This is a genomic window from Reticulibacter mediterranei (assembly GCF_016587455.1).
Genome location: NZ_BNJK01000002.1, coordinates 2,916,835 through 2,936,101, shown reverse-complemented (window position 1 = coordinate 2,936,101; position 19,267 = coordinate 2,916,835). Strand labels below are relative to the sequence as shown.

At 50.9% G+C, this 19,267-nt stretch carries 13 protein-coding genes and 4 pseudogenes; 11 read left to right on the top strand and 6 right to left on the bottom strand.

Translation table 11 applies throughout. The features are described from left to right. Positions 1-17: 17 nt before the first annotated feature. Together K3T83_RS52015 and K3T83_RS52010 are read left to right on the top strand one after the other, a co-directional pair. The gene (locus tag K3T83_RS52015) at positions 18-1,040 is read left to right on the top strand and encodes a glycoside hydrolase family 113 protein (RefSeq protein ID WP_220210939.1); all 1,023 of its coding nucleotides are present in this window, start codon (positions 18-20) and stop codon (positions 1,038-1,040) included. 246 nt (positions 1,041-1,286) lie between these two features. Beyond that, positions 1,287-2,293: pseudogene (locus tag K3T83_RS52010) on the top strand (ISNCY family transposase); the annotation flags it as partial. 535 nt (positions 2,294-2,828) lie between these two features. Here the strand turns inward: K3T83_RS52010 and K3T83_RS52005 are convergent. Next, positions 2,829-3,476, bottom strand: a complete 648-nt coding sequence (locus tag K3T83_RS52005) for a hypothetical protein (RefSeq protein ID WP_220210937.1) — start codon at positions 3,474-3,476, stop codon at positions 2,829-2,831. Positions 3,477-4,230: 754 nt separating this feature from the next. On the opposite strand from K3T83_RS52005, the gene K3T83_RS52000 reads away from it, so the two are divergent. Beyond that, complete coding sequence (locus tag K3T83_RS52000; protein WP_220210936.1) at positions 4,231-5,655, top strand: site-specific integrase; 1,425 nt, start codon at positions 4,231-4,233, stop codon at positions 5,653-5,655. Beyond that, on the top strand, positions 5,645-6,547 hold the full coding sequence (locus K3T83_RS51995; protein WP_220210935.1) for a hypothetical protein: 903 nt from the start codon (positions 5,645-5,647) through the stop codon (positions 6,545-6,547). The genes K3T83_RS52000 and K3T83_RS51995 overlap by 11 nt, the downstream gene beginning before the upstream one ends. Before the next feature lie 216 nt (positions 6,548-6,763). Here the strand turns inward: K3T83_RS51995 and K3T83_RS51990 are convergent. After that, positions 6,764-7,926, bottom strand: a pseudogene (locus tag K3T83_RS51990) (IS3 family transposase). A 244-nt stretch (positions 7,927-8,170) separates the two neighbouring features. Between K3T83_RS51990 and K3T83_RS51980 the strand changes: the two are divergent. Continuing rightward, positions 8,171-8,806, top strand: coding sequence for a hypothetical protein (locus tag K3T83_RS51980; RefSeq protein WP_220210934.1), 636 nt, complete (start codon positions 8,171-8,173; stop codon positions 8,804-8,806). Positions 8,807-9,481: 675 nt separating this feature from the next. Here K3T83_RS51980 and K3T83_RS51975 read toward each other — a convergent pair. From K3T83_RS51975 to K3T83_RS51965, 3 genes are all read right to left on the bottom strand, one after another. Then, on the bottom strand, positions 9,482-10,357 hold the full coding sequence (locus K3T83_RS51975) for an oxidoreductase (RefSeq protein WP_220210933.1): 876 nt from the start codon (positions 10,355-10,357) through the stop codon (positions 9,482-9,484). 394 nt (positions 10,358-10,751) lie between these two features. Beyond that, on the bottom strand, positions 10,752-11,033 hold the full coding sequence (locus K3T83_RS51970) for a hypothetical protein (RefSeq protein ID WP_220210932.1): 282 nt from the start codon (positions 11,031-11,033) through the stop codon (positions 10,752-10,754). After that, positions 11,017-11,802 carry an IS6 family transposase gene (locus K3T83_RS51965; protein ID WP_220210931.1) on the bottom strand — a complete coding sequence of 262 codons (786 nt, stop codon included), beginning with the start codon at positions 11,800-11,802 and terminating at the stop codon, positions 11,017-11,019. The genes K3T83_RS51970 and K3T83_RS51965 overlap by 17 nt, the downstream gene beginning before the upstream one ends. Before the next feature lie 518 nt (positions 11,803-12,320). Between K3T83_RS51965 and K3T83_RS51960 the strand changes: the two genes are divergently transcribed. The 4 genes and pseudogenes from K3T83_RS51960 to K3T83_RS58450 all read left to right on the top strand — a co-directional run. Beyond that, on the top strand, positions 12,321-12,821 hold the full coding sequence (locus tag K3T83_RS51960) for a cupin domain-containing protein (RefSeq protein WP_220210930.1): 501 nt from the start codon (positions 12,321-12,323) through the stop codon (positions 12,819-12,821). 226 nt (positions 12,822-13,047) lie between these two features. Then, the gene (locus K3T83_RS51955) at positions 13,048-14,430 is read left to right on the top strand and encodes an FAD-dependent oxidoreductase (RefSeq protein WP_220210929.1); all 1,383 of its coding nucleotides are present in this window, start codon (positions 13,048-13,050) and stop codon (positions 14,428-14,430) included. A gap of 68 nt (positions 14,431-14,498) precedes the next feature. Continuing rightward, complete coding sequence (locus K3T83_RS51950) at positions 14,499-14,813, top strand: helix-turn-helix domain-containing protein (protein WP_236065291.1); 315 nt, start codon at positions 14,499-14,501, stop codon at positions 14,811-14,813. Between the two features lie 41 nt (positions 14,814-14,854). Further along, positions 14,855-15,028, top strand: a pseudogene (locus tag K3T83_RS58450) (IS6 family transposase); the annotation flags it as partial. Here the strand turns inward: K3T83_RS58450 and K3T83_RS51945 are convergent. Next, positions 14,987-15,277 (bottom strand): hypothetical protein, encoded by a 291-nt coding sequence (locus tag K3T83_RS51945; RefSeq protein ID WP_220211162.1) that lies wholly within the window; start codon positions 15,275-15,277, stop codon positions 14,987-14,989. The pseudogene K3T83_RS58450 and the gene K3T83_RS51945 overlap by 42 nt on opposite strands. A 1,039-nt stretch (positions 15,278-16,316) precedes the next feature. Here K3T83_RS51945 and K3T83_RS51940 point away from each other — a divergent pair. Together K3T83_RS51940 and K3T83_RS51935 are read left to right on the top strand one after the other, a co-directional pair. Continuing rightward, positions 16,317-16,881 (top strand): annotated as a pseudogene (locus tag K3T83_RS51940) (IS6 family transposase); the annotation flags it as partial. 763 nt (positions 16,882-17,644) lie between these two features. After that, complete coding sequence (locus K3T83_RS51935; protein WP_220210928.1) at positions 17,645-19,024, top strand: selenium-binding family protein; 1,380 nt, start codon at positions 17,645-17,647, stop codon at positions 19,022-19,024. The last annotated feature ends 243 nt before the right edge of the window (positions 19,025-19,267 follow it).

Below are 19,267 nucleotides of genomic sequence, written 5' to 3'. Positions count from 1 at the left end.
CAAAGAAAGGGGAAATCATGCAACGTAAAGGGATCAACTATGATGTAGGCATTGAGCTGAAGCACGTAACACGGCCTACATTTGACATGGAAGTGGTGCATCGTGAGCTGGAAATTATCAAGAACGATCTCCATTGCAATGCCGTCAGGATAGCAGGCACGGATATTGATAGGTTGATAACAGCGGCAGAGGATGCCCTCGAACAAGGGCTGGAAGTGTGGCTTTCACCGCAACGTCCTGAGAAGAGCGAACAAGAAACGCTTGATTACATCGTCACGTGTGCAGCAGCGGCTGAAGCCTTGCGTCAACGGTTGCCAGCACTGGTCTTTATCCTGGGGAGTGAGCTGACCCTTTTTATGCAGGGCATCATCCCAGGAAAGACGGTCCTTGAGCGAGTCGGGAATCCTGCATTTCGGGAATACATTCAAACAGGAGCACAGAACAAACCGCTTCATGCATTTTTAGCGCAAGCCACCGGGGCTGTCCGACAGGTTTTTCATGGGAACGTCACGTATGCGTCAGTGCAATTAGAATCCGTTGATTGGGGGTTCTTTGACTTCGTGTGCCTTGACCATTACCGAGAAGCGCGTAACAGAGATTCTTACGCCGAATCACTGAAACGATACTTTCTCCATGGCAAACCTGTCATCATTACAGAGTTCGGCTGCTGCACCTATCAAGGGGCCGAGCAGGCTGGTGGAAGAGGTTGGATGATTGTTGACTTTTCCAAAATACCACCGCAACTCAATGGGAAGTATGTGCGTGACGAGGGGTTACAGGCACAAGAACTTTCTGATTTGCTTGCGCTCCTGGAAGGTGCTGGAGTAGATGGGATGTTTGTCTTCACCTTTGTCGCACCCGCTTTTCCGTATCATGAAGACCCACGCTACGATCTCGACATGGCAAGTTACGCCCTCGTGAAAAGCTATGCAGGCAAGCATGGGATCAGCTATCCTGAGATGATGTGGGAACCAAAAGCTGCATTTAAGACTCTCGCCAAATCCTTCGCCAAACACGAGAGCGGGGTATCAGCTTCTTGAGCGACGTGATCTGTGGTTCAAGCCAAACGCTGTAAGGCTATGGCTGCTCGATAACGGTTTCATTTCAGCAGAAGGACATTGCAGCTCCAGGCACCTTTCATCGCATCCTCCACAGAGAACCAGGGAGCTTCGTCTGGCAGGAAGGAAAATCAGGGGAAATGTATGAGAACAGGATGTCGCCCGGCAGCTACTGCAGAACAGCAGCTTTCGCTGCTACGCACACGCTGTGCTGGATGTGGTCAAATGATGTGGGTCGCTTACTACACCCAACGAACCATTACGACATTACAGGGGATCTGCTGCCTCACGCTCTGCGTCTGTCGTTGTCGCAATCGGCAGTGCGCATGGTATCATCGCCCCTACCGGCCCGAAGAAGAGGGACGATGGGCTTTACCACATGGTGAGTTTGGCTTGGATATCATTGCCCTGGTTGGCACGCTGCGCTATACCTCTCATCGGAGTATTCCTGAAATCCACCAGGCGCTCTGTGATCGAGGAGTTCAAATCGCCGAACGAGCCGTGACCCATTTGCTTCAGCGCGATGAGGAACTGATTGCACTCAAGCTTTCAGACCAGCAACGATTCCGTGATCGTTTCAAAGAACAGGGGCAGGTCATCCTTGCTCTTGACGGTTTACAACCAGATGTGGGCCATGAAGCTCTTTGGGTGTTACGGGATTGTCTCTCTGGGGAAATCTTCCTTGCTCGGAGCCTCCTCAGTGCCTGTGAAGCGGACCTCGCCAACCTCCTGCGCGAGGTCCACCAGGCGCTTGACGTTCCCATTCGTGGGATCATCTCCGATGGGCAATACTCGATTCGCAAGGCAGTTCAGACGGTATTGCCAGACGTTCCGCATCAATTATGCCATTTCCATTACCTGCGTGAAGCGGCCAAACCCGTCTATGAAGCTGATCGGCATGCCAAAAAGGAACTGAAAAAGTATGTACGTGGCGTTCGTCCGATTGAACGCGCGCTTGAGTGGCGCACGGATGCAGAGGCCGAAGCCATTTGCAGCTATTGTCTGGCTGTCCGAAGCGCCTTAACCGACGATGGCAGACCGCCGTTAGAAGCCCCTGGTCTGAAACTCTACGGACGTCTCTCCGCCATTGTTGCCTCACTCACCCGGGTCTCTGAAAAAGGGGCTTACCGCGTGAGTTAGAACGCATGCAGCTTTTTCTGACAAAAGGACTCGCAGAAACCGCCGCACTGTGGTCGGATGTGCAACAAGGATATGCCTGGGTGTATCGTGCCGCCTTCTGCTCTCCAATGACGAACAGGGTATTGTCAACTTAATTTTTTCTCTTGATGAGTTTTCCCCACAGGACCTTCTTTCAACACTTCGACAGCCTCTTTTCTTGGAGAAGACGTGGGTTCATTCCCCACTTTCGTCTTCAATTTGCGAATCATAGCTCTGCAATTCTATTAAGTTGACAATACCGTTCAAAATGCTCATGGTGGCATCTTGGAGATGAAAAAAAACCAAGGAGGAGGCAGATCATGTACATCTGCCCTTTCCTTCTCGATTCAGCTTGATGATGCGATGATCTGACTTCTGGTTATGAGAGGTCATCATCGCTCACGCGTTCAGGTATGGCTTATTAGCAAATGGGGCAACACTCCTGCGTTTTTTTGGGTGAAATCAAGGCGCATCAGCGTGAAACCGAGAAATGGATAGTTCTGGATCTGGAGGAACCGCTTCCCATCAAAAGGATCAGCATGGAATGTTGTAAATAAATTGCTGAGGAAAGATTTTGACTCCGGAAATGTGAGCAGAATCAAAGGAGAACACTCATTGGAAAGCAGCAATGACTAAGGCAATCCCAAACAGAATTGGATATGCAAAAAAAAGAAAGTAGGCAACAGGCTGGGCGATAGGAGCACTGGCCAGTGGTGAGTCGGCCATAATCAAAGCTGCAAGGATACTTGCCGTTTCCAACAGAGAGAGGATTCCTCCGACGATTAATGCCCAAGCATGAGAGGCAATGATTTCACCAATGCCTGTCGTCAGGAACCAGAGAATCATAGTCGCTACCCATACCCATGCAAGAGGAGAGTAATTTGATGGGAGGGAATATGCTAAGATCTGAGAGGTCGAAGTGATGAGCAGGATACCAGCTAGACTCCCCAAAATCCCTTCAGGAAGGAGCCAGCGCCGCCTTCGAGAAGCCTTCCACTCTTGCGCTACTAGGGCCAGTGTTGCCATTGCTGACAAAAGTACGGTCACCGCGATGAGCAGAGCAAGGTGGCCCACATCTGGGCCATTGAAGAAGATGAGCATTCCCATAATGATGTTGCAGAAACCTCGTGTCCCCAGAAGATACCGTGAACCACGAGAAAGTGACAGGGATGGAGACGGTTGAGGAGTATTTTTGGGAGCGAAGGCAACCTGTGGAGAGGCATTGTTGCTGAAAAGAGGAAAAGCAAAGAAAAGTTGCATGAAGTTAATGATCACTCCAAAAACAACAAAAAAGACGTTAATGAAATTTGATACTGGATTGAACGTTTGAGCATTCCGAAAGAGAATGATAGCACAAATACCTATGAAAAGAAGGCCTCCAATGAAGAAAGCAATACGCGCTGTTTTCATCTTTTATCCCTAACACATCTCAAGCGCTTCTTTTCGAGCCGACTACAAAATGGTTGCCTGATACTCCTGGTGGCGCCCGTCTTGTAGCTTTTGATCCACCACGAAATGGAGCGGCCTGCAATTTTGAAGAGATCAATGCCATCGCCAGGCGGTGCAACCATCAGTATTCCTTCCTGCCTCTTATGAGCGGGAAATGTGTGTTTCCACGGTTAGCCTATCAGAGATACATGGACACCATTTACACCTCTGGAAGGAAGTATACCAGATGGGGTGCGGTTCCTCCAGATCCAGAACCGTCCATTTCTCGGTTTCACGCTGATGCGCCTTGATTTCACCCAAAAAAACGCAGGAGTGTTGCCCCATTTACGGCTTATTTGGCCTCATCTGTTGAACTTTTACCCATAAGGTGGCGTATCCGTAAACAACTTTAAGCATTTTCCCTTCTCGCGTAAGGTAGGAAGACTCAACATCTATGCACTACCAGCGTGTAGATATGCAGGCATCCTTTCAGTACTGTTTTCTTGGCAGAAGTGGTTATCTCAGATATACTGAAGAAGTTCTCTCAGATATCCTACTGAGGCTCATTTCTGACAAGAAGAGGTTGATGATGGCAAGGGGAACCTATCGATTCGTACCTAGACCAGCAGACACAGAGCACCAGCATCCCTACCTTGTGTTTGATGGGGAAGATCGTCTGCATTTCTATCTGACCGTGTTTGCGAAAGAGGCTACCGCTCAGCTGAGTGTAGGGACTGTCCGAACCTACTTGTACGCAATTCTCCCGTTCTTCACTTTTCTGGACACTGATCGCTGGCAGCAGCGGGCAGCATGTGGGTGGGATGCAGCCCCCGATGCTGTGCGTCAGGCCGTTGATGATTACCTCGTGCAACATCTTCGGTGTAAAGTACGACAGCATCGCCAAGGCTTCCAACTTGTTTCCATTACCCAAGGAACTCGCAGCACCATTCATGTGTTCTTGTCCGGCCTGAAGTTTTTCTACCGGGTGATGAAGCAGCGTGGCTGCTACTCATTTGCTAATCCTCTTGTTGACCCTGTGTCAGCGCTTCATGCCATGATCGAAGAAGAGCCTGAAGATCGCGGCGAATATCCCCACATGCCAGATTGCAGCGGGGTGGAACCGCCTCGCTACAAGATGCGTCTCTCAGATAGCTACTTCAAGCTGGAGGGAGAGGAGTGGATTCCTCAAGTGGTCGATGATCCTGCACTCCCAGGCCGAGTCCTTGCAGGTGGGCAACTGCTTAACTGGAGACTCCGTGAGGAGTGTGTGACACGGATCTTGTTTGAATCTGGCGGTCGGGTTTCTGAAGTCACTGGACTCACGGTCGGTGATTGGGTTGCACGCGGCATACTCCAGGAGGCCAACGCTTTCAGTAAAGGAAGTCACGGCACTCGCATTAAGTTTTTACGGTTTTCAAACGATACTGGCAAACTCCTTCGTCGATACTTCGATGAGGAGAGACGAGGATCAGATCCCAATGGGTACACCCTTGCTGACTACGTTGAATTGAGCAAACGCCATCAGATTGATCTGAGTACCGTGCCATTGTTTCTCAGTGGACGAGGAACGACACTTTCCGCAAATACATTCCGTGAAAATTTTTGGAATCCAGCCTGCCAAATGGCTCAGATTGACGTCGATATTCACCAGTGCCGCCATTGGTACGTCACAGCCGCAGTTCGGCATATCTACGAAACTGCCAGGGCTGAGGGAGAGGTCAAACGACGGCTCCGCGAACTGATCGAGTACATGAAATGGCGGCAAGGATGGCAAACAATCGAGTGCTACGAACATTACTTTGACGTGATCCGTCACGCAGAAATTCAGAATGCCGTCCATCAAAAACTGGATGAATCGCTCAAACAGGGTTTGGCAGAGCGCCGCCGATCGCCCACGCGAGGCAGTAAAGCTGCTCCTGATCCTGCCGTGCAATCGCTGACCCACCTCCTTGAGAGCGACCCTGATTTTGACTTTCTTTGCAGCATGGGAGGACACACCCATGCCTCGTAAGAACCCATCACGCACCTGGGCAGACTTAGAGGGAAAAATCGCCCCACAAGTGTTGCATGCACCAAAGACCGGTGGCGATCCCGAAGGCAGTGGAGAGAGACCGGTCGTTCATGAACGTGTCGTGGGCTACCTGTACTACCATGTATCAGGAAAACCCTGGATGAATCACCTGGCTCTTGTAGCTGCTGTTTTGACCGCACGCAATCGGGACGTGAATACCGTGAGATCCACCTTGGTCATTCTGCATGCACGCTTTACCGAGTTGTTTGCCGCACTCCAGATGGAAACCATGAGCGAATGGGATGCAGATACCCATATGCGTGCCTATCTGCTTGGGGAAATCCTGCCCGAAGCAACTGATTGGGCGCGTGCACGTTTCTGGAAAGAGTACAGCGGGGCCTCAATGCAATTACACTCCTGGCTCCAGTCTCTTCCTGCAGAAAAAAGGTCCCGCTATCAACCTTTCGTTTTGCTACCAGTGGCTCCCTGGGTTGTGGAAGGGTTAACGAAAAGGGATGAGGTCGAACAGGAGCAGCGTCAACATCGCAAAACTGAGACCGATGCTGTTGTCCCTCGCTTCAGCGCGCTCCGGGTCGAGTCCCATTTCCGGTTCAACAAAATGGCTCGTCTGTACCAAGCCTACCAGCAGGCGCTACGGCAGGTCGCATCAGATCATTCTAATCTTCCGCTCAATTTTTCGTACGACGAGGGAAGCCCTGCTCAAGAACGCTTTCACCTTCGTATCTGGGATCGCCGGACATTTGTCCTGGGACATGCTGACCTGTACATGTGGACTACAGTGACTTCTGCGCAAAAAGGGATACAGGCCTTTTCTGAGGAAAGGAACAGCCTGTTTCTTGAGTTTGTGAACGACGGATCTTACACACTTTAGGTGATGTCTCTTTACAGTTAGTAGATAATTTCTCATGTATAACATCGTTCTACAAAGCATGGAGTACTCTCTGGCGTAGCATAGGAAATCCAGCCCTTCCAAACATCATACGTTTAATAAGTTTCAATTTGTTCACTTTTCCTTCAACCAAACCGTTATTTTGGGGCAAGGTGAGTTGGAATTCACCCAGAAAAATGTAGATGATAAACTGGGAGGTTATCTCATCTTATTTTCGGAAGTGTGCTCGAAAGCAAGCGGACTGACATACTGCAATGTCGAATGCAAACGAATGGGATTATAAAAACATTCGAGATACTCGAAAATGGCTGTACGAGCTTGCTGCCTTGTCTGGAAGCGTATTCGATTGGTACACTCTTTCGTGAGAGTAGCGAAGAACGATTCCATTGCAGCGTTATCCCAGCAATTTGCAGTGCGACTCATGCTGACTTCAATGCCTTCCTCACGCAAAGCTGCCTGATACCGCTCGGAAGTAAATTCAGTTCCTCGGTCAGAATGATGAAGCAAATCAGATCCAGGATGCCTGTGCGCTACCGCCATACGCAGAGCCAGCTCAGTCAGTTCCGAATCCTCCGATGTCCCCATCGCCCAGCCGACCACCATGCGCGAGAAGAGGTCCAGGATCACGACCAGATACAGCCACCCCTCAGCAGTCTCGACGGCTTTGGTATCCGAGACCCACTTCGTATTGGGTGCATCCGCGTGAAATTCTCGTTGGAGGAGATTAGGAGCAAAACGAGCATGAGGGTCGCTTTTCGTTGTCGGTTTGCGCGACCGTTTGGGCAGCGCTGACAAGCCCAGCTCACGCATCAAACGTGCAACTCGCTTGCGAGCTGTGCTGATCCCTCGTTCTTTGAGCAGCATATGAATGCGTGGACTCCCATAAAGCTTTCTGTGCTCCAGGAACAGTTGTTGAATTTCGGCGGCAAGACGGGCATCTTCTCGACAATGCTGGGAAGGCTCTCGATTTTTCCAGGCATAGTAGCCACTCTCCGACACCTCAAGGGTCTTACAGAGCATCGTGATGGCATAGTGTTGGCTCTGCTCTGCAATGAAAGGAAAGGTCAGAGCTGGCCGCGCGAGAAGATGCCCAGCGCTTTTTTTAAGATATCACGTTCTTGGCGCAATAATTCGTTTTCTCTCTTTAATTGTCTCATTTCTTCTTCTTGAGGTGTTTGATGCCCACTTCCAGGAAATGCTTGCACCCCATGCTCGTCAAACTCCTTACACCAATGATGCAGCGTGCTGTCAGCAATGCCCAAATCCCTTGCAATTTGGATCATCGGCTTTCCACTGGTTTTTGCGAGTTGGACTGCTTCTCTCTTGAACTCTCGTGTAAATGTCCTTTGTTTCTTTTGCATGGTCTGTTCCCTTTCTGTGGAAGTCCATTCTCTCTAGTTTACCTTCCACACTTTTCTGGGTCAAGACCATGGAGAGATCATCATCGCATGCCTATGACGTTTTTCAACCTCTCCATGCACAGGCTCTAATTTACAAGTGATCGATGGGAAAAGCCGCATCGGGAGCGGCATCACCTGAAGACGAGCCGCCGATTCCCATCCTTCAGATCAAATTCGCATTCTTCCATGCAAAATCGGTCCACCCTTGAGTGAATTTACCAGCAGACTAGCTAGAGTACAGCGTTGGACACAGGCAGAAGAGGTCGCACGTTCCATCACGGATAGCAAAAAGCAAGCAGCAGCATTGAGCGAACTAGTAAGCAAACTAGCTAGAGTACAGCGCTGGAAGCAAGCAGAAGAGGTCGCACGTTCCATCATGGATAACAAAAAGCAGGCAGCAGTGTTGAGCGAGCTAGCGAGCGCATTAACCGAAGCCGAAGGCTGGGAGCGAGCAGAGTCTCTCTGGATACAGGCAGAAGAGGTCGCGCGTTCTATCACAGATAGCGAAGTGCAAGCGGCAGCGTTGAGCGAACTAGCAAGCGCATTGACCGAAGCTGAGGGCTGGAAGCAGGCAGAAGAGGTCGCACGTTCCATCATGCATAACGAAAAGCAAGGGAGAGCGTTGAGTGTGCTGGTGGAGAGGCTTCTCACGGCTGGAGAGTATGAAAAGATGTTTGCTTTAGTGCAGCTTTCGTGGTTACATGCAGAGACACAAGCATTCGCACTGCAACTTTTTGCTTCGGCTATCAGAGGTCTTGTTTCGCTCAAACCGGACATTGGTATCGCGCTGTATCATGCATTTCAATTGGCCGATACGTTTCTGAGTGGAAAGACTCGCTGAATCTGTCACAAATAGAAAAGGATGTAATCTATGAAAAGGAGGATTTAGTATGTTTCATCCTTCTGAATTTTCCTTCTACTGTTATGTTGGATGCAGATAGCTCGTACAATAGGAACATCGGTTCCATAATGATGGTGAGGACGAGGTGACAGCTGCGGGTGAGACCGCGAACGTAAGATAGTCCCCCATCATCTCGGGCTGGCCCAAGTTTGAACCGTATCGAGTGGCCTAGACCACGTATCACGAGCTTAGACAGGCCTTGCCCCTCGGTCCGAGACAATATGATGTGCTTCTTCTAGCTCACAGGAAAGAAGGAAGAGCTATGAAAACGGTATTGTCAACTTAAATTTTTCTCTTGATGAGTTTTCCCCACTGAACCCTCTTTCAGCGATTCGACAGCCTCTTTTCTTGGAGAAGATGTGGATTCATTCCCCACTTTCGTCTTCAATTTGCGAATCATAGCTCTGCAATTCCATTAAGTTGACAATACCCACAAAAACTGCCGAAACTCTCCGCACAGTTCCTCATATCTGAATCATCAACATCGCGGAAGACCCCGGATGGGTGACACATCCTGGCAGTGAGAATGACCACTATCTGATGCATAAGGATCTGATGGGCCGATCAGAGGTAGGCGCATGAGAAAAACATTTCTCCCCTCTCTCCCTGTTCTGCTTAGCCGGAAGAACGGGTTGAAGTTGCGGCAAAGGCCGTACTGACCGTGGTCGCTTCCCAGGAATCCACCTCCTCTTTCACTTGCTGGAGCTTGTGACGAACACGCGAGAGAGCATCAGCACCAAGAACCAGACGCAAAGGCGGATGAGCCGTCTCCACGACGTGAATCATGGCCTGGGCTGCACGTTTTGGGTCACCCGGCTGCTTGCCATTGATGTGTCTGACCTGTTCACGCGCAACTCCGCTGGTTTGAGCGTAATCTTCAATCTGGCGGGCAGCCTCCTTTAAAGACCGTCCAGTAAAGTCGGTGCGAAAGTATCCCGGTTCGATGAGGGTCACGTGGATGCCCAGTGGAGCCACATCCTGAGCAAGCGCCTCGGACAGGCCTTCTATCGCGAATTTACTGGCATTGTAGATGCCGGCACCCGTCTCACCGATGAAGCCATCAACCGATGCCATCATGAGAATATGCCCGGAGCGCTGTCGGCGCAGAAAGGGAAGGACGGCACGCGTCACATGCAGTACCCCAAAGAAGTTGGTCTCCAACTCTTGACGTGTTTCTGCATCCGTGGCCTCTTCCACGGCACCCAGTAGGCCGTAGCCAGCGTTATTGACGAGGACATCTATCCGCCCAAAATGCGCAACGGCTTGGGCCGCGGCATCCTGGCTCTGGGGCGGGTTTGTGACATCCAAGGGCAGGAGTTGAACACGATCTGGAGAAGAGCGGACAAGATCCTGTAAACGCTCAGGGTGACGTGCCGTTGCCACGAGCCGATCACCATGCGTGAGCACGGCTTCAGCCAGCGCACGACCAAAGCCTGTCGAACTGCCAGTAATGAACCACACACGTGGATGGGGAAGAACGTTGCTTGCCATCGTGTTTCCTTCTTTCTCATTTGCTGCAATGACAGTGCGTAGGGAGGCACTGTTCTCGGATGTTCCACATAGACGGTAACACGATCTTCATCAGAGAAAAGTTCCACATGGGTAATGCGAGCTTTTTGAGTTCATCGGTCACCCTTGCTGCCAGGATATGTCAACCAATCCAGGATCTCCCGCACTTTCGATGAAAAACACCCGTTGGTCGCTTCATTTTAACGAAAATTTCATAGCCATCGAAGCAAGTTGATTCTATACTGGTTCTGCCCAAATGAGGCGGAACTGATGGAAGGAGGAACTGCGATTATAGGAAAAGGGGCTTTTGTTCCTCTACGGAACGCCTCAATAGCCCATCTTCACGAGATAGTCATGAATGGCCTCATCAACGATCTTAGACGCCTTTGATACGGCGTCTGTCGCCGCCGGTCTGTCGCCAGCCAGTGACGAAGGCGTGCCAAGCCTCGCCAGTAAGCCTCTCGCGAGCGGCATCTGCTTCAGCGTAGATCCAATGATACCGGCGGGGATGGCGCTTGGTGGTCCATCCTGCCAGACGACCAACTGCTTCGATCAGAGCCAGATCACCTGGTGCAAAGGCGGGTTGTGTTGCGAGAAATTGCAAAGAAGAAACTAGGCGTGATGGTTCCTCATTATCGTTCTTACACTGCTGCTGCAAACAGCTTGGCCACGAAGGCCACTTGGCCTCTCACATCTCCTTTGTCCACCCCTTGTACCTGTCCTTTCCGCAGCATGTTCATCACCTCAAATCCCTGTAATGATCGCCATGCCGTCTTAAACGAAAAGAAGCCCATCCCTGGCTTAGTTAATCGTTTGATGAAGCGATGGTCTTGTTCGATCAGATTGTTGAGATATTTCACTTGCCGGAGTTCTACGCTCTCGGGAAGTGTTCCCGCTGCTTTGAGCTCGCCAATCGCTTTGGGATAGGCTGCGTTCTTATCGACGTTGACCACACGAGGGGCTGACCGGGGAACAGGGAGAGTGGCTGGTACAGAAGATGTGAGCTCGTTTTCACGAACCGAACCAATCTGAGAGACAGATCCAGCGCAGGATTGTAAAGCTTTGCAGAAAAAATGCTTGGCTGCCTCAGCATCGCGCATTGGACTCAAGAGAAACTCCAACGTGTTCCCCTGGGAATCGACGGCTCGATAGAGATACACCCACTTTTTTTTGACCTTGATGTAGGTTTCATCGACACGCCAGGAATCGTTGCAGGCTTTGAGATGAGGTCGACAGCGTTTTTCTATTTCGGGAGCATACGCTTGAACCCAACGATAAATGGTGCTATGGTCGACGAGAAGGCCGCGCTCAGCCATGATCTCTTCGAGGTCGCGGTAACTGAGAGGATAGCGTAGATACCACTGCACACAGAGCAGGATGATCTCGGTCTGAAAATGTCGCCATTTGAAGGGGTTCTGCTCTGTCATTACTTGTTCCCACTTCCTTTTTCTCCTCACTTTACCAGATTAGCTTCTTTCTTGCAACACAACCGCGGAAACCAGTCATATCCCAGAGTTCGAGGCGTTTGAGGCTTTCGTGCGGCAGGACCATGCCGCTATCTATGCGGGCTTGACCCTGCCTGGGAGTAACGGTCAGACGGAAGGACAAATCACGCGGCGCGTGTCTGCTTAAGCGAAGCATGTATGGTCGTGCGAAATTTGACCTGCTCCGACAGCGCGTGCTTCATCGCGCCCAAGATAGCCCAAAAGCGAAAGTCGAAAAAAGAGAACCTTCCAGCATACCACTCTTTTGATCAGCGAGGTTGCGTAAGAGTCAATAATTGGTATTTCCTACAAATCGGGTCAAAGTCATCTATTCAAGCGATACGTTGGCATCACACCAGAAGACCGCAAGATTTTCCTAGTTTGCGCCTCGATAAGCTTCTATGCTAAGAGCAGTAATGATTTGACGTGTACCGAGAACGTATCCAAAAGGAGAGGTACTAATGAACAAGAGAGACATCGACCGGCTTCTCATTGTTGGACCAGACGACGGCGAGTCGTTCTGGGTTGGCGGTCATCGGATCACGATCAAAGTCGGCAGCGCAGACACCGACGGCCACTATGGGCTAATCGAGTCGCGCCCCTCGGTTGGCAGCGGTCCACCGCTGCACGTTCATCACGGCGTAGACGAGGCAGTATGGGTCATCCAAGGGCAGGTACGCTTCCGCTGTGGTGAGCGGGACTTTACTGTCGGGCCGGGTTCTTTCGTGCTGTTGCCGCGCGACGTGCCGCACACTTTCCTGGTCGTCGGCGAACAGGACGCTGTCCTGCTTGGCCTGCTGACACCGGGCGGCAGCGAGCGCTACTTCGCAGATGTCGGCGAGCCAGCTACCTCGCTCATTCCTCCCCCACCAGGTCCTCCGGTCCTCGATGCCGTTCGGCGTGCCGACGAGAGGTGGAACACCGAGTCAGTGGTCGGACCGCCACTGAGGCCCAACGTGTAAAATTCCTCCCACGAAGTGAGCAAATTTACACGAGGCTCCTCCTGGCCCACGATTAGATTGGCCTGGAGGAGTCTTCTGGTCGATATAGTCAGCCGCGAAGAGTTCTTCTGCCAGACAGTGGCGTGAAACGTGTGGGTGTCCCCATCGGCTGCCATCCAGACACACAAAGTATGAGGAATGTGCCTGATATGAGCATATTCTCTTCCAGAAAAAGGTAAATTTATTGATGAGTAGTCATATAACATCCCCTCATAGAAAACATGCGATAGTGATTGGTGGAGGTATTGCAGGCTTAGCAACTGCACGTGTCCTCTTTTATCACTTTGAGCGCGTGACGATTGTCGAACCAGACCATTACCCCGAAAAACCTGCATTTCGTTCGGGTGTTCCTCAAGGTCGTCAGACGCATCTCATGCTTTTGTCAGGACGAAGCGTCCTCGAAGAGCTGTTCCCTGGGATTACCACGAAATTACAGGCACAAGGAGCGATCCCTTTAGACCTCCTTAGAGAGGCGATCATGAACTTTGGAGAAGGACGTATTCACCGAATCCCATCTTCGATGATGCTTTATACTTGTTCCCGTGCCTTGATTGAGTGGCAGATTCATCAACTTCTGCGTCTATCCCCACAGATACGAATACTTGAAGGATATGAAGTCGTAGGTCTCTTGACAGATGCGAAAAAGCAAGCGGTAGCCGGAGTCAAAATACGAGAGCGGAATACCCAGGCACCATCTGAGCACACTACTCAAGAGCTTGAAGCAAATCTGGTAGTTGAAGCCAGTGGTCGTTCCACTCAGATGCCTCAGTGGTTGCAAGAGCTTGGGTTTCTGCCTCCATCTGAGGTGGTTGTCGATCCTTTTCTGGGCTATGCTACAGGGATCTATGAACCAGGTCTCGATCCCGAACGTGATTGGAAATCGATTATCATCCAATCGAGCGTTCACCAGAGAACGCGTGCAGGCGTACTCCATACCATAGAGGATCATCGATGGATGGTCTCTTTAGCCGGGGCGGGGCGAGACTATCCACCTACGGATGAGGCTGGTTTTCTGGAATTTGCACGGAGCTTGCCAGATCCTTGCTTGTATATGGTACTCAAGGAGGCTCGACTGCTCTCAAAGATCTATGGATATCGGCAGACGAAGAATCGTTGGTTACAGTATGAACAGCTTCGTCATCTGCCAGAAAACCTGGTGATGATTGGTGACGCCGTCTGTGCGTTCAATCCGGTCTATGCACAGGGAATGTCTGTCGCTCTCCTAGAGGCGAAAGTCCTTGATGCCTGCTTATTGAAGTATCAAGGAAAAACATTGCGCGGTCTGGTTCCCACCTTTCAGAAGGCACTGGCGCGCACAGTTGCTGTACCCTGGCAATTGGCTACTGCCGCTGATTCACGTTTGCCTACTACTGAGGGAGCCCAACGCAATGCGCTCAGTACCCTATTTAATTGGTACATGGATCACCTTATGGCCAGACTTCCTTATGATGATACTATCGCACAGGCCTTTGCTGAAGTGATTCAACTAGCACATTCACCAGGTTTGTTATTTCGGCCAGATATCGTTCTGAAAATACTTGTACGAAATACTGAACAAGAGAAAAGATAAGTGGCTCCTACTATTGATCTCACTACAAAGTCCTAAAGTGTGAAGCCGAAAACCCGATGAAAGGGGGTATGAGTAAAGACACACCTCTTCCAAAAGACTGGCGCGAAGGGCGACGCCTGCGCACTTGGGAACTGTACCAGCAGGGATGGAAACAAAAAGACATCGCCGCGGCTCTGGGGGTCACTGAGGGAGCGGTGAGCCAATGGATCACGAAAGGCAAAAGCCTAGGAGCAGAAGCGCTGCGTCATCGGCCCTCCCCTGGCGCTCCACCGAAACTGCGGCCTGAGCAACTGGCCCACTTGCCTCTCCTACTGGCAAAAGGAGCGGAGGCATTTGGCTTTCGCGGAGCCGTCTGGACGGTAGTGTTGCAAAGAAAAAGCTGATCTGCTACAGTGAGGAGAAAAGAGCGAAAGAGGTCTCCTTCATGAGCAACCGATGCCAAAATCCCTTCAAATGGCGCCACTTTCAGTCCGACATTATTCTCCTGTGTGTAAGGTGGTATTTACGCTATTCGCTCAGCTATAGAGATCTCGAAGAAATGATGCGGAAACGTGGTTTACATGTTGATCATACCACGATCTACGTGCGCCGTTTCGGCGTCTGTGAGATTTCTCCCGAAGGGAGATGGGGTTAAGAGCAAACGACCCCAAGGACACCCAACCCACCTGGAACTGAAAGGCGAAGGGGAAAGAAGCATGTTGGGAAAGCGGTTAAACGTGAAGGTATGAAGCGTGACGCACGCGCCCCGTCCTGTCCGCATGGTAAAGCCTGGATTGGTTGAACTCCAGTTTCCAACGGTCGCGCGTGGTGGCCCATCGCAGCATACCTGAAGCGATGACACTGTCATACACATTCCCGGTAGATGAATGTGGAACGCTCTTGGCAGTGAGTGATGAGGAATGACCTCATTGAAGGAAACGAACTGAGTACCTACACGGACTCAACGTCTTACAAACGCAAATACGGGACCACCTCCAAGCCGCGAGGCTCATGGTGGCGGAGTTCTCGTAGTACTCAAATGATCGGGGTAATGCCCGATACACGGGGAAGGGGAACAGGTGAAAGGTATTTTAAAAGGGAAGTGCGCGAAAGCGTTTCTGCTGAACTGAGTGGATACTAGACACTGGAGAGCCGTATGCATTGAAAGGTGGAAGTCACGGTGTGCGCCGTGAGGCGCGTTGTGGTATCCCTGCTGGAAGCAGGAGGAACTAAGGAGAAGTTCCTGGGTTACTGGCATAGCTGGAGGCGAAAGCCGAAAGTGACCAAGCATGCCAGGTAAGCGACGCATGCTTGAAAGCGTTGTAGAGCAGGGCGTTCGTACGACCCGTCTCCTATGCGTAAAGCTGGATTGCCTGAACCCGAATCCTGACGGGGTGAATGTGCACACCCATCGGAAGAACGCTTGAAACCGATGTCACGTTCTGTATCGGCATGAACCGTGGGCTGATACACTCCTTGAATGTGAACGGGGCCAACGAGGTCTTTCAAAGGATGAGTCGGGGCGCTACGGGATGACTAGCACGTACCACAATGACGTACCACCGGATCACCTTCCTGTCGCGAGACAGATGGTGACAGAGCGGCCATAGGAGTCGTGAGGGTAACGTCTCACCAAGGAGATCGGCAGATCCGGTCGCAGGGCAAAGGGCAGCAGGGGGATACTGGTTAGAATTGCCTGGGTTGCAAGGCCGCGAAATGCGTCAGTCCTTGCTTATTCCCAGGGCTATGACCGGTGTTCTCTGGAAAGCTGGATGCTCGGAAACGGGCCTGTCCAGTTTGGGAAGGGGGCAACGGAGAAGGGCCGTTAGGTACCTCGCCGGTGTCCTACTTCATTCGGCGAGGGGCGGTAGGAAAAGGGCTAGAAATAGAACCTCGCTTGCCGTCTACTCCACCGCTGGGTCCAGTGTTATGCTCCACAACTCGACCAGCGATGCCGCCCTCATCTGAAGGGAACAACGGATTCGTGGCGTGTTGACGAGACGTCTATCAAGGTCAAAAAAGTGTGGGTCTATCTCTATCGAGCAGTTGATTCACAGGGTCAGACGCTCGATTTCTGGTTCAGCCCAACGAGAGATGGACAAGCAGCATTGCGCTTCTTTCTGAAAACGCTCGTCGCCTCTCATACAAGCTTGCCACGTGTGTCGGGCGCTCGACAAAAACGCCGCCTCTCCTAAAGCGTTCAACGACCTCAAAGCGCAAGGGCATATCCCTGCACATTGTGAATTGCGGCAGGGAAAGTATCGGGGTAATGTGATTGAACAAGATCATCGCTTTATCAAACGTTTGACGAAACCAGGAATGGGCTTTTTCTCCTTTAAGGCAGCATGGAGAACATTACAGGGATACGAGATCATGAACATGATGAGAAAAGGGCAACTGCGAGGAGTGGAAAAAGGGGATGTGAGAGGGCAGGTTGCCCTGGTCGCCAAACTCTTTGAAGGAGTCGCCTAAGAAAGCTTGAGAGGGTTACTCACGCTCAATTCTTTTCCTCGTACTTTTTGCAACACAACCACATGGAGAGCTTCCTCCTTCGTTTTCCTTGAGCTAATCACTCTTTCTTCTCTCTGTCAACTCCTTATACTTGACCAAAGAGACATGACGATGAGAGACCATCTCACAACCAGAACCAGCTGGCTATATTTCTAAATACTGTACTATCTAGCATCAAACGATGATATGGGGTGTGCAACTATCATGGGTTTTATGGGTTTGCTGGCGCTGTGGAGTGGAACAGGCGGCAGGTGGGAGATACAGTGCTGCCGCGCTTGACTCTCTGCCGTAAAATAGGGGTTCCATCGGCTCGATAGATTTTAGAGTGTATAAATTAGTTGTAGGCAATCAAGTGAAGAGCTTGGATTGCCGAGGCCTGAAGGCATAATGAGAGCCATTGAACACAGCGATGCACAAGGAGGGAAGAATCGCAAGTCCTTTAGGAGGCTGTCGCCGCTCCAAGCGTTTGGCCTGGGTGCTGTCACGGTTTTGCCCTCTGCTTCAGCAATGCTCATGCCCCCTGTGCATGCCTTCGCTAGTTCGACAGCAACTGATTAAGGCAAAATGAAATAGCTCTTCCATAAGGAAGAGCTAAAAACGGCAGAGCTAAAAACGGCAGACCAGGTTGAAGCGTTCTACCCATCTGAAGCGAAGATTGTAGTGCTACTTGAGAAGGGCAACACAGTCACAGTCCTCTCATCCAGTGAAAGGAGTTCTGTACGGTATGGAAAATGAACATGCAATGCATCATGAAGATCATTCCTGCTCTGGACCAGGCTACGCTTCACCCGCAGAGGCAATGAAGGCTCCCCCCGAAAAGGTGCTTTACAGCATCGCACTTTACGTAGGAACAGGGATCGAGGAGCCTGATTACCTGGCCACAGTCGATGTTGATCCCATATCCCCAACCTACTCCCAGGTCATTCATCGTACACCGATGCCCAACATTGGTGACGAATTGCATCATTTTGGCTGGAATGCTTGTAGCTCATGTTATGCAGATGAAAGCAAATCACGCCGCTTTCTGATCGTTCCGGGGATGTTTTCCAGCCGCATTCACATCCTGGATGTCTCTGATGAACGGGCACCAAAACTGCATAAGGTGATCGAACCTGAAGAGGTCAAGCAGAAGACGAACCTTACTGCTCCCCACACTGTTCACTGTCTTGCCGATAATACCATTATGATCTCGATGCTCGGTGACAGTGAGGGCAATGGTCCTGGCGGCTTCCTTCTGCTCGACGAACAGTTCGATATTGCAGGCCGTTGGGAACACAACGCTGACGGCATGCGCTTCAACTATGACTACTGGTATCAGCCACGCTACAATGTGATGGTGAGTAGCGGATGGGCTGCGCCTAATACATTTACGAAAGGCTTCAACCTGGAAGATGTGGCTGGGGACAAATATGGTCACCACCTGTACTTCTGGAATTGGGAGAAGCATGACATTGTCCAGCGTTTCGATCTGGGCGAAGAAGGCATGATTCCGCTTGAGGTACGCTTCCACCATAACCCTGATAGCACGCATGGGTTCGTAGGAGCGACGCTCAGTAGCAACATGTGGCACTGGCATAAGCCCGATGGGAAGTGGCAGCTTGAAAAGGTCATTGATATCCCTTCAGTTGAACTAGAAGGTTGGCCCATTCCAGTACCATCGCTGATTACCGATTTCCTCGTCTCGATGGACGACAGGTATCTCTACCTCTCGAACTGGCTCCATGGCGATATTCGTCAGTATGATATTAGCAATCCTTCCCATCCGAAACTTACTGGGCAAGTTTGGTGCGGTGGCCTGCTTGGAAAAGCTGCCGGTGTTCAAGATCTTAAGCTCAATGGTGGTCCGCAGATGCTTCAGCTCAGTCTTGATGGCAAGCGGCTGTACGTCACCAACTCGCTCTACAGTTCGTGGGATAACCAGTTCTACCCCGATATCGCCAAAGTAGGATCGTATCTCCTGCAAATTGATTGCGATACGGAGAACGGTGGTTTGAAGATCAACGAGAACTTCTATGTTGATTTCGGCAAAGAACCCGCTGGTCCGGCACGAGCCCACGAGATGCGTTATCCTGGTGGCGACTGCACCTCCGATATCTGGATGTAGCACGAAAGCCAACTTCGAACGAGGAGCGATGCTTGATACGAAACCCCGCCACGGATGGTGGTCTTCCGAACTTTTGATGATTCAAGAGGATGGCGTCATGAAGTAGATTTTTGGGGACTTTTTGAGGTCATCGGCCTCCTTCGGCCAATGCCTGAATCCGCTTCCCATGCTACCGCATCTTTTTTCGCTTGTCAATGAACACATGTTCTTCATCGAAAGGACCATGACGCAAAGCGTCGGAGA

Coding starts and splice junctions, on each gene's coding strand:
- K3T83_RS52015 (WP_220210939.1), top strand. CDS start 18: ATGCAACGTAAAGGGATCAACTATGATGTAGGCATTGAGCTGAAGCAC.
- K3T83_RS52005 (WP_220210937.1), bottom strand. CDS start 3,476: ATGCAACTTTTCTTTGCTTTTCCTCTTTTCAGCAACAATGCCTCTCCA.
- K3T83_RS52000 (WP_220210936.1), top strand. CDS start 4,231: ATGATGGCAAGGGGAACCTATCGATTCGTACCTAGACCAGCAGACACA.
- K3T83_RS51995 (WP_220210935.1), top strand. CDS start 5,645: ATGCCTCGTAAGAACCCATCACGCACCTGGGCAGACTTAGAGGGAAAA.
- K3T83_RS51975 (WP_220210933.1), bottom strand. CDS start 10,357: ATGGCAAGCAACGTTCTTCCCCATCCACGTGTGTGGTTCATTACTGGC.
- K3T83_RS51965 (WP_220210931.1), bottom strand. CDS start 11,802: ATGACAGAGCAGAACCCCTTCAAATGGCGACATTTTCAGACCGAGATC.
- K3T83_RS51960 (WP_220210930.1), top strand. CDS start 12,321: ATGAACAAGAGAGACATCGACCGGCTTCTCATTGTTGGACCAGACGAC.
- K3T83_RS51955 (WP_220210929.1), top strand. CDS start 13,048: ATGAGTAGTCATATAACATCCCCTCATAGAAAACATGCGATAGTGATT.
- K3T83_RS51950 (WP_236065291.1), top strand. CDS start 14,499: ATGAGTAAAGACACACCTCTTCCAAAAGACTGGCGCGAAGGGCGACGC.
- K3T83_RS51945 (WP_220211162.1), bottom strand. CDS start 15,277: ATGACAGTGTCATCGCTTCAGGTATGCTGCGATGGGCCACCACGCGCG.
- K3T83_RS51935 (WP_220210928.1), top strand. CDS start 17,645: ATGGAAAATGAACATGCAATGCATCATGAAGATCATTCCTGCTCTGGA.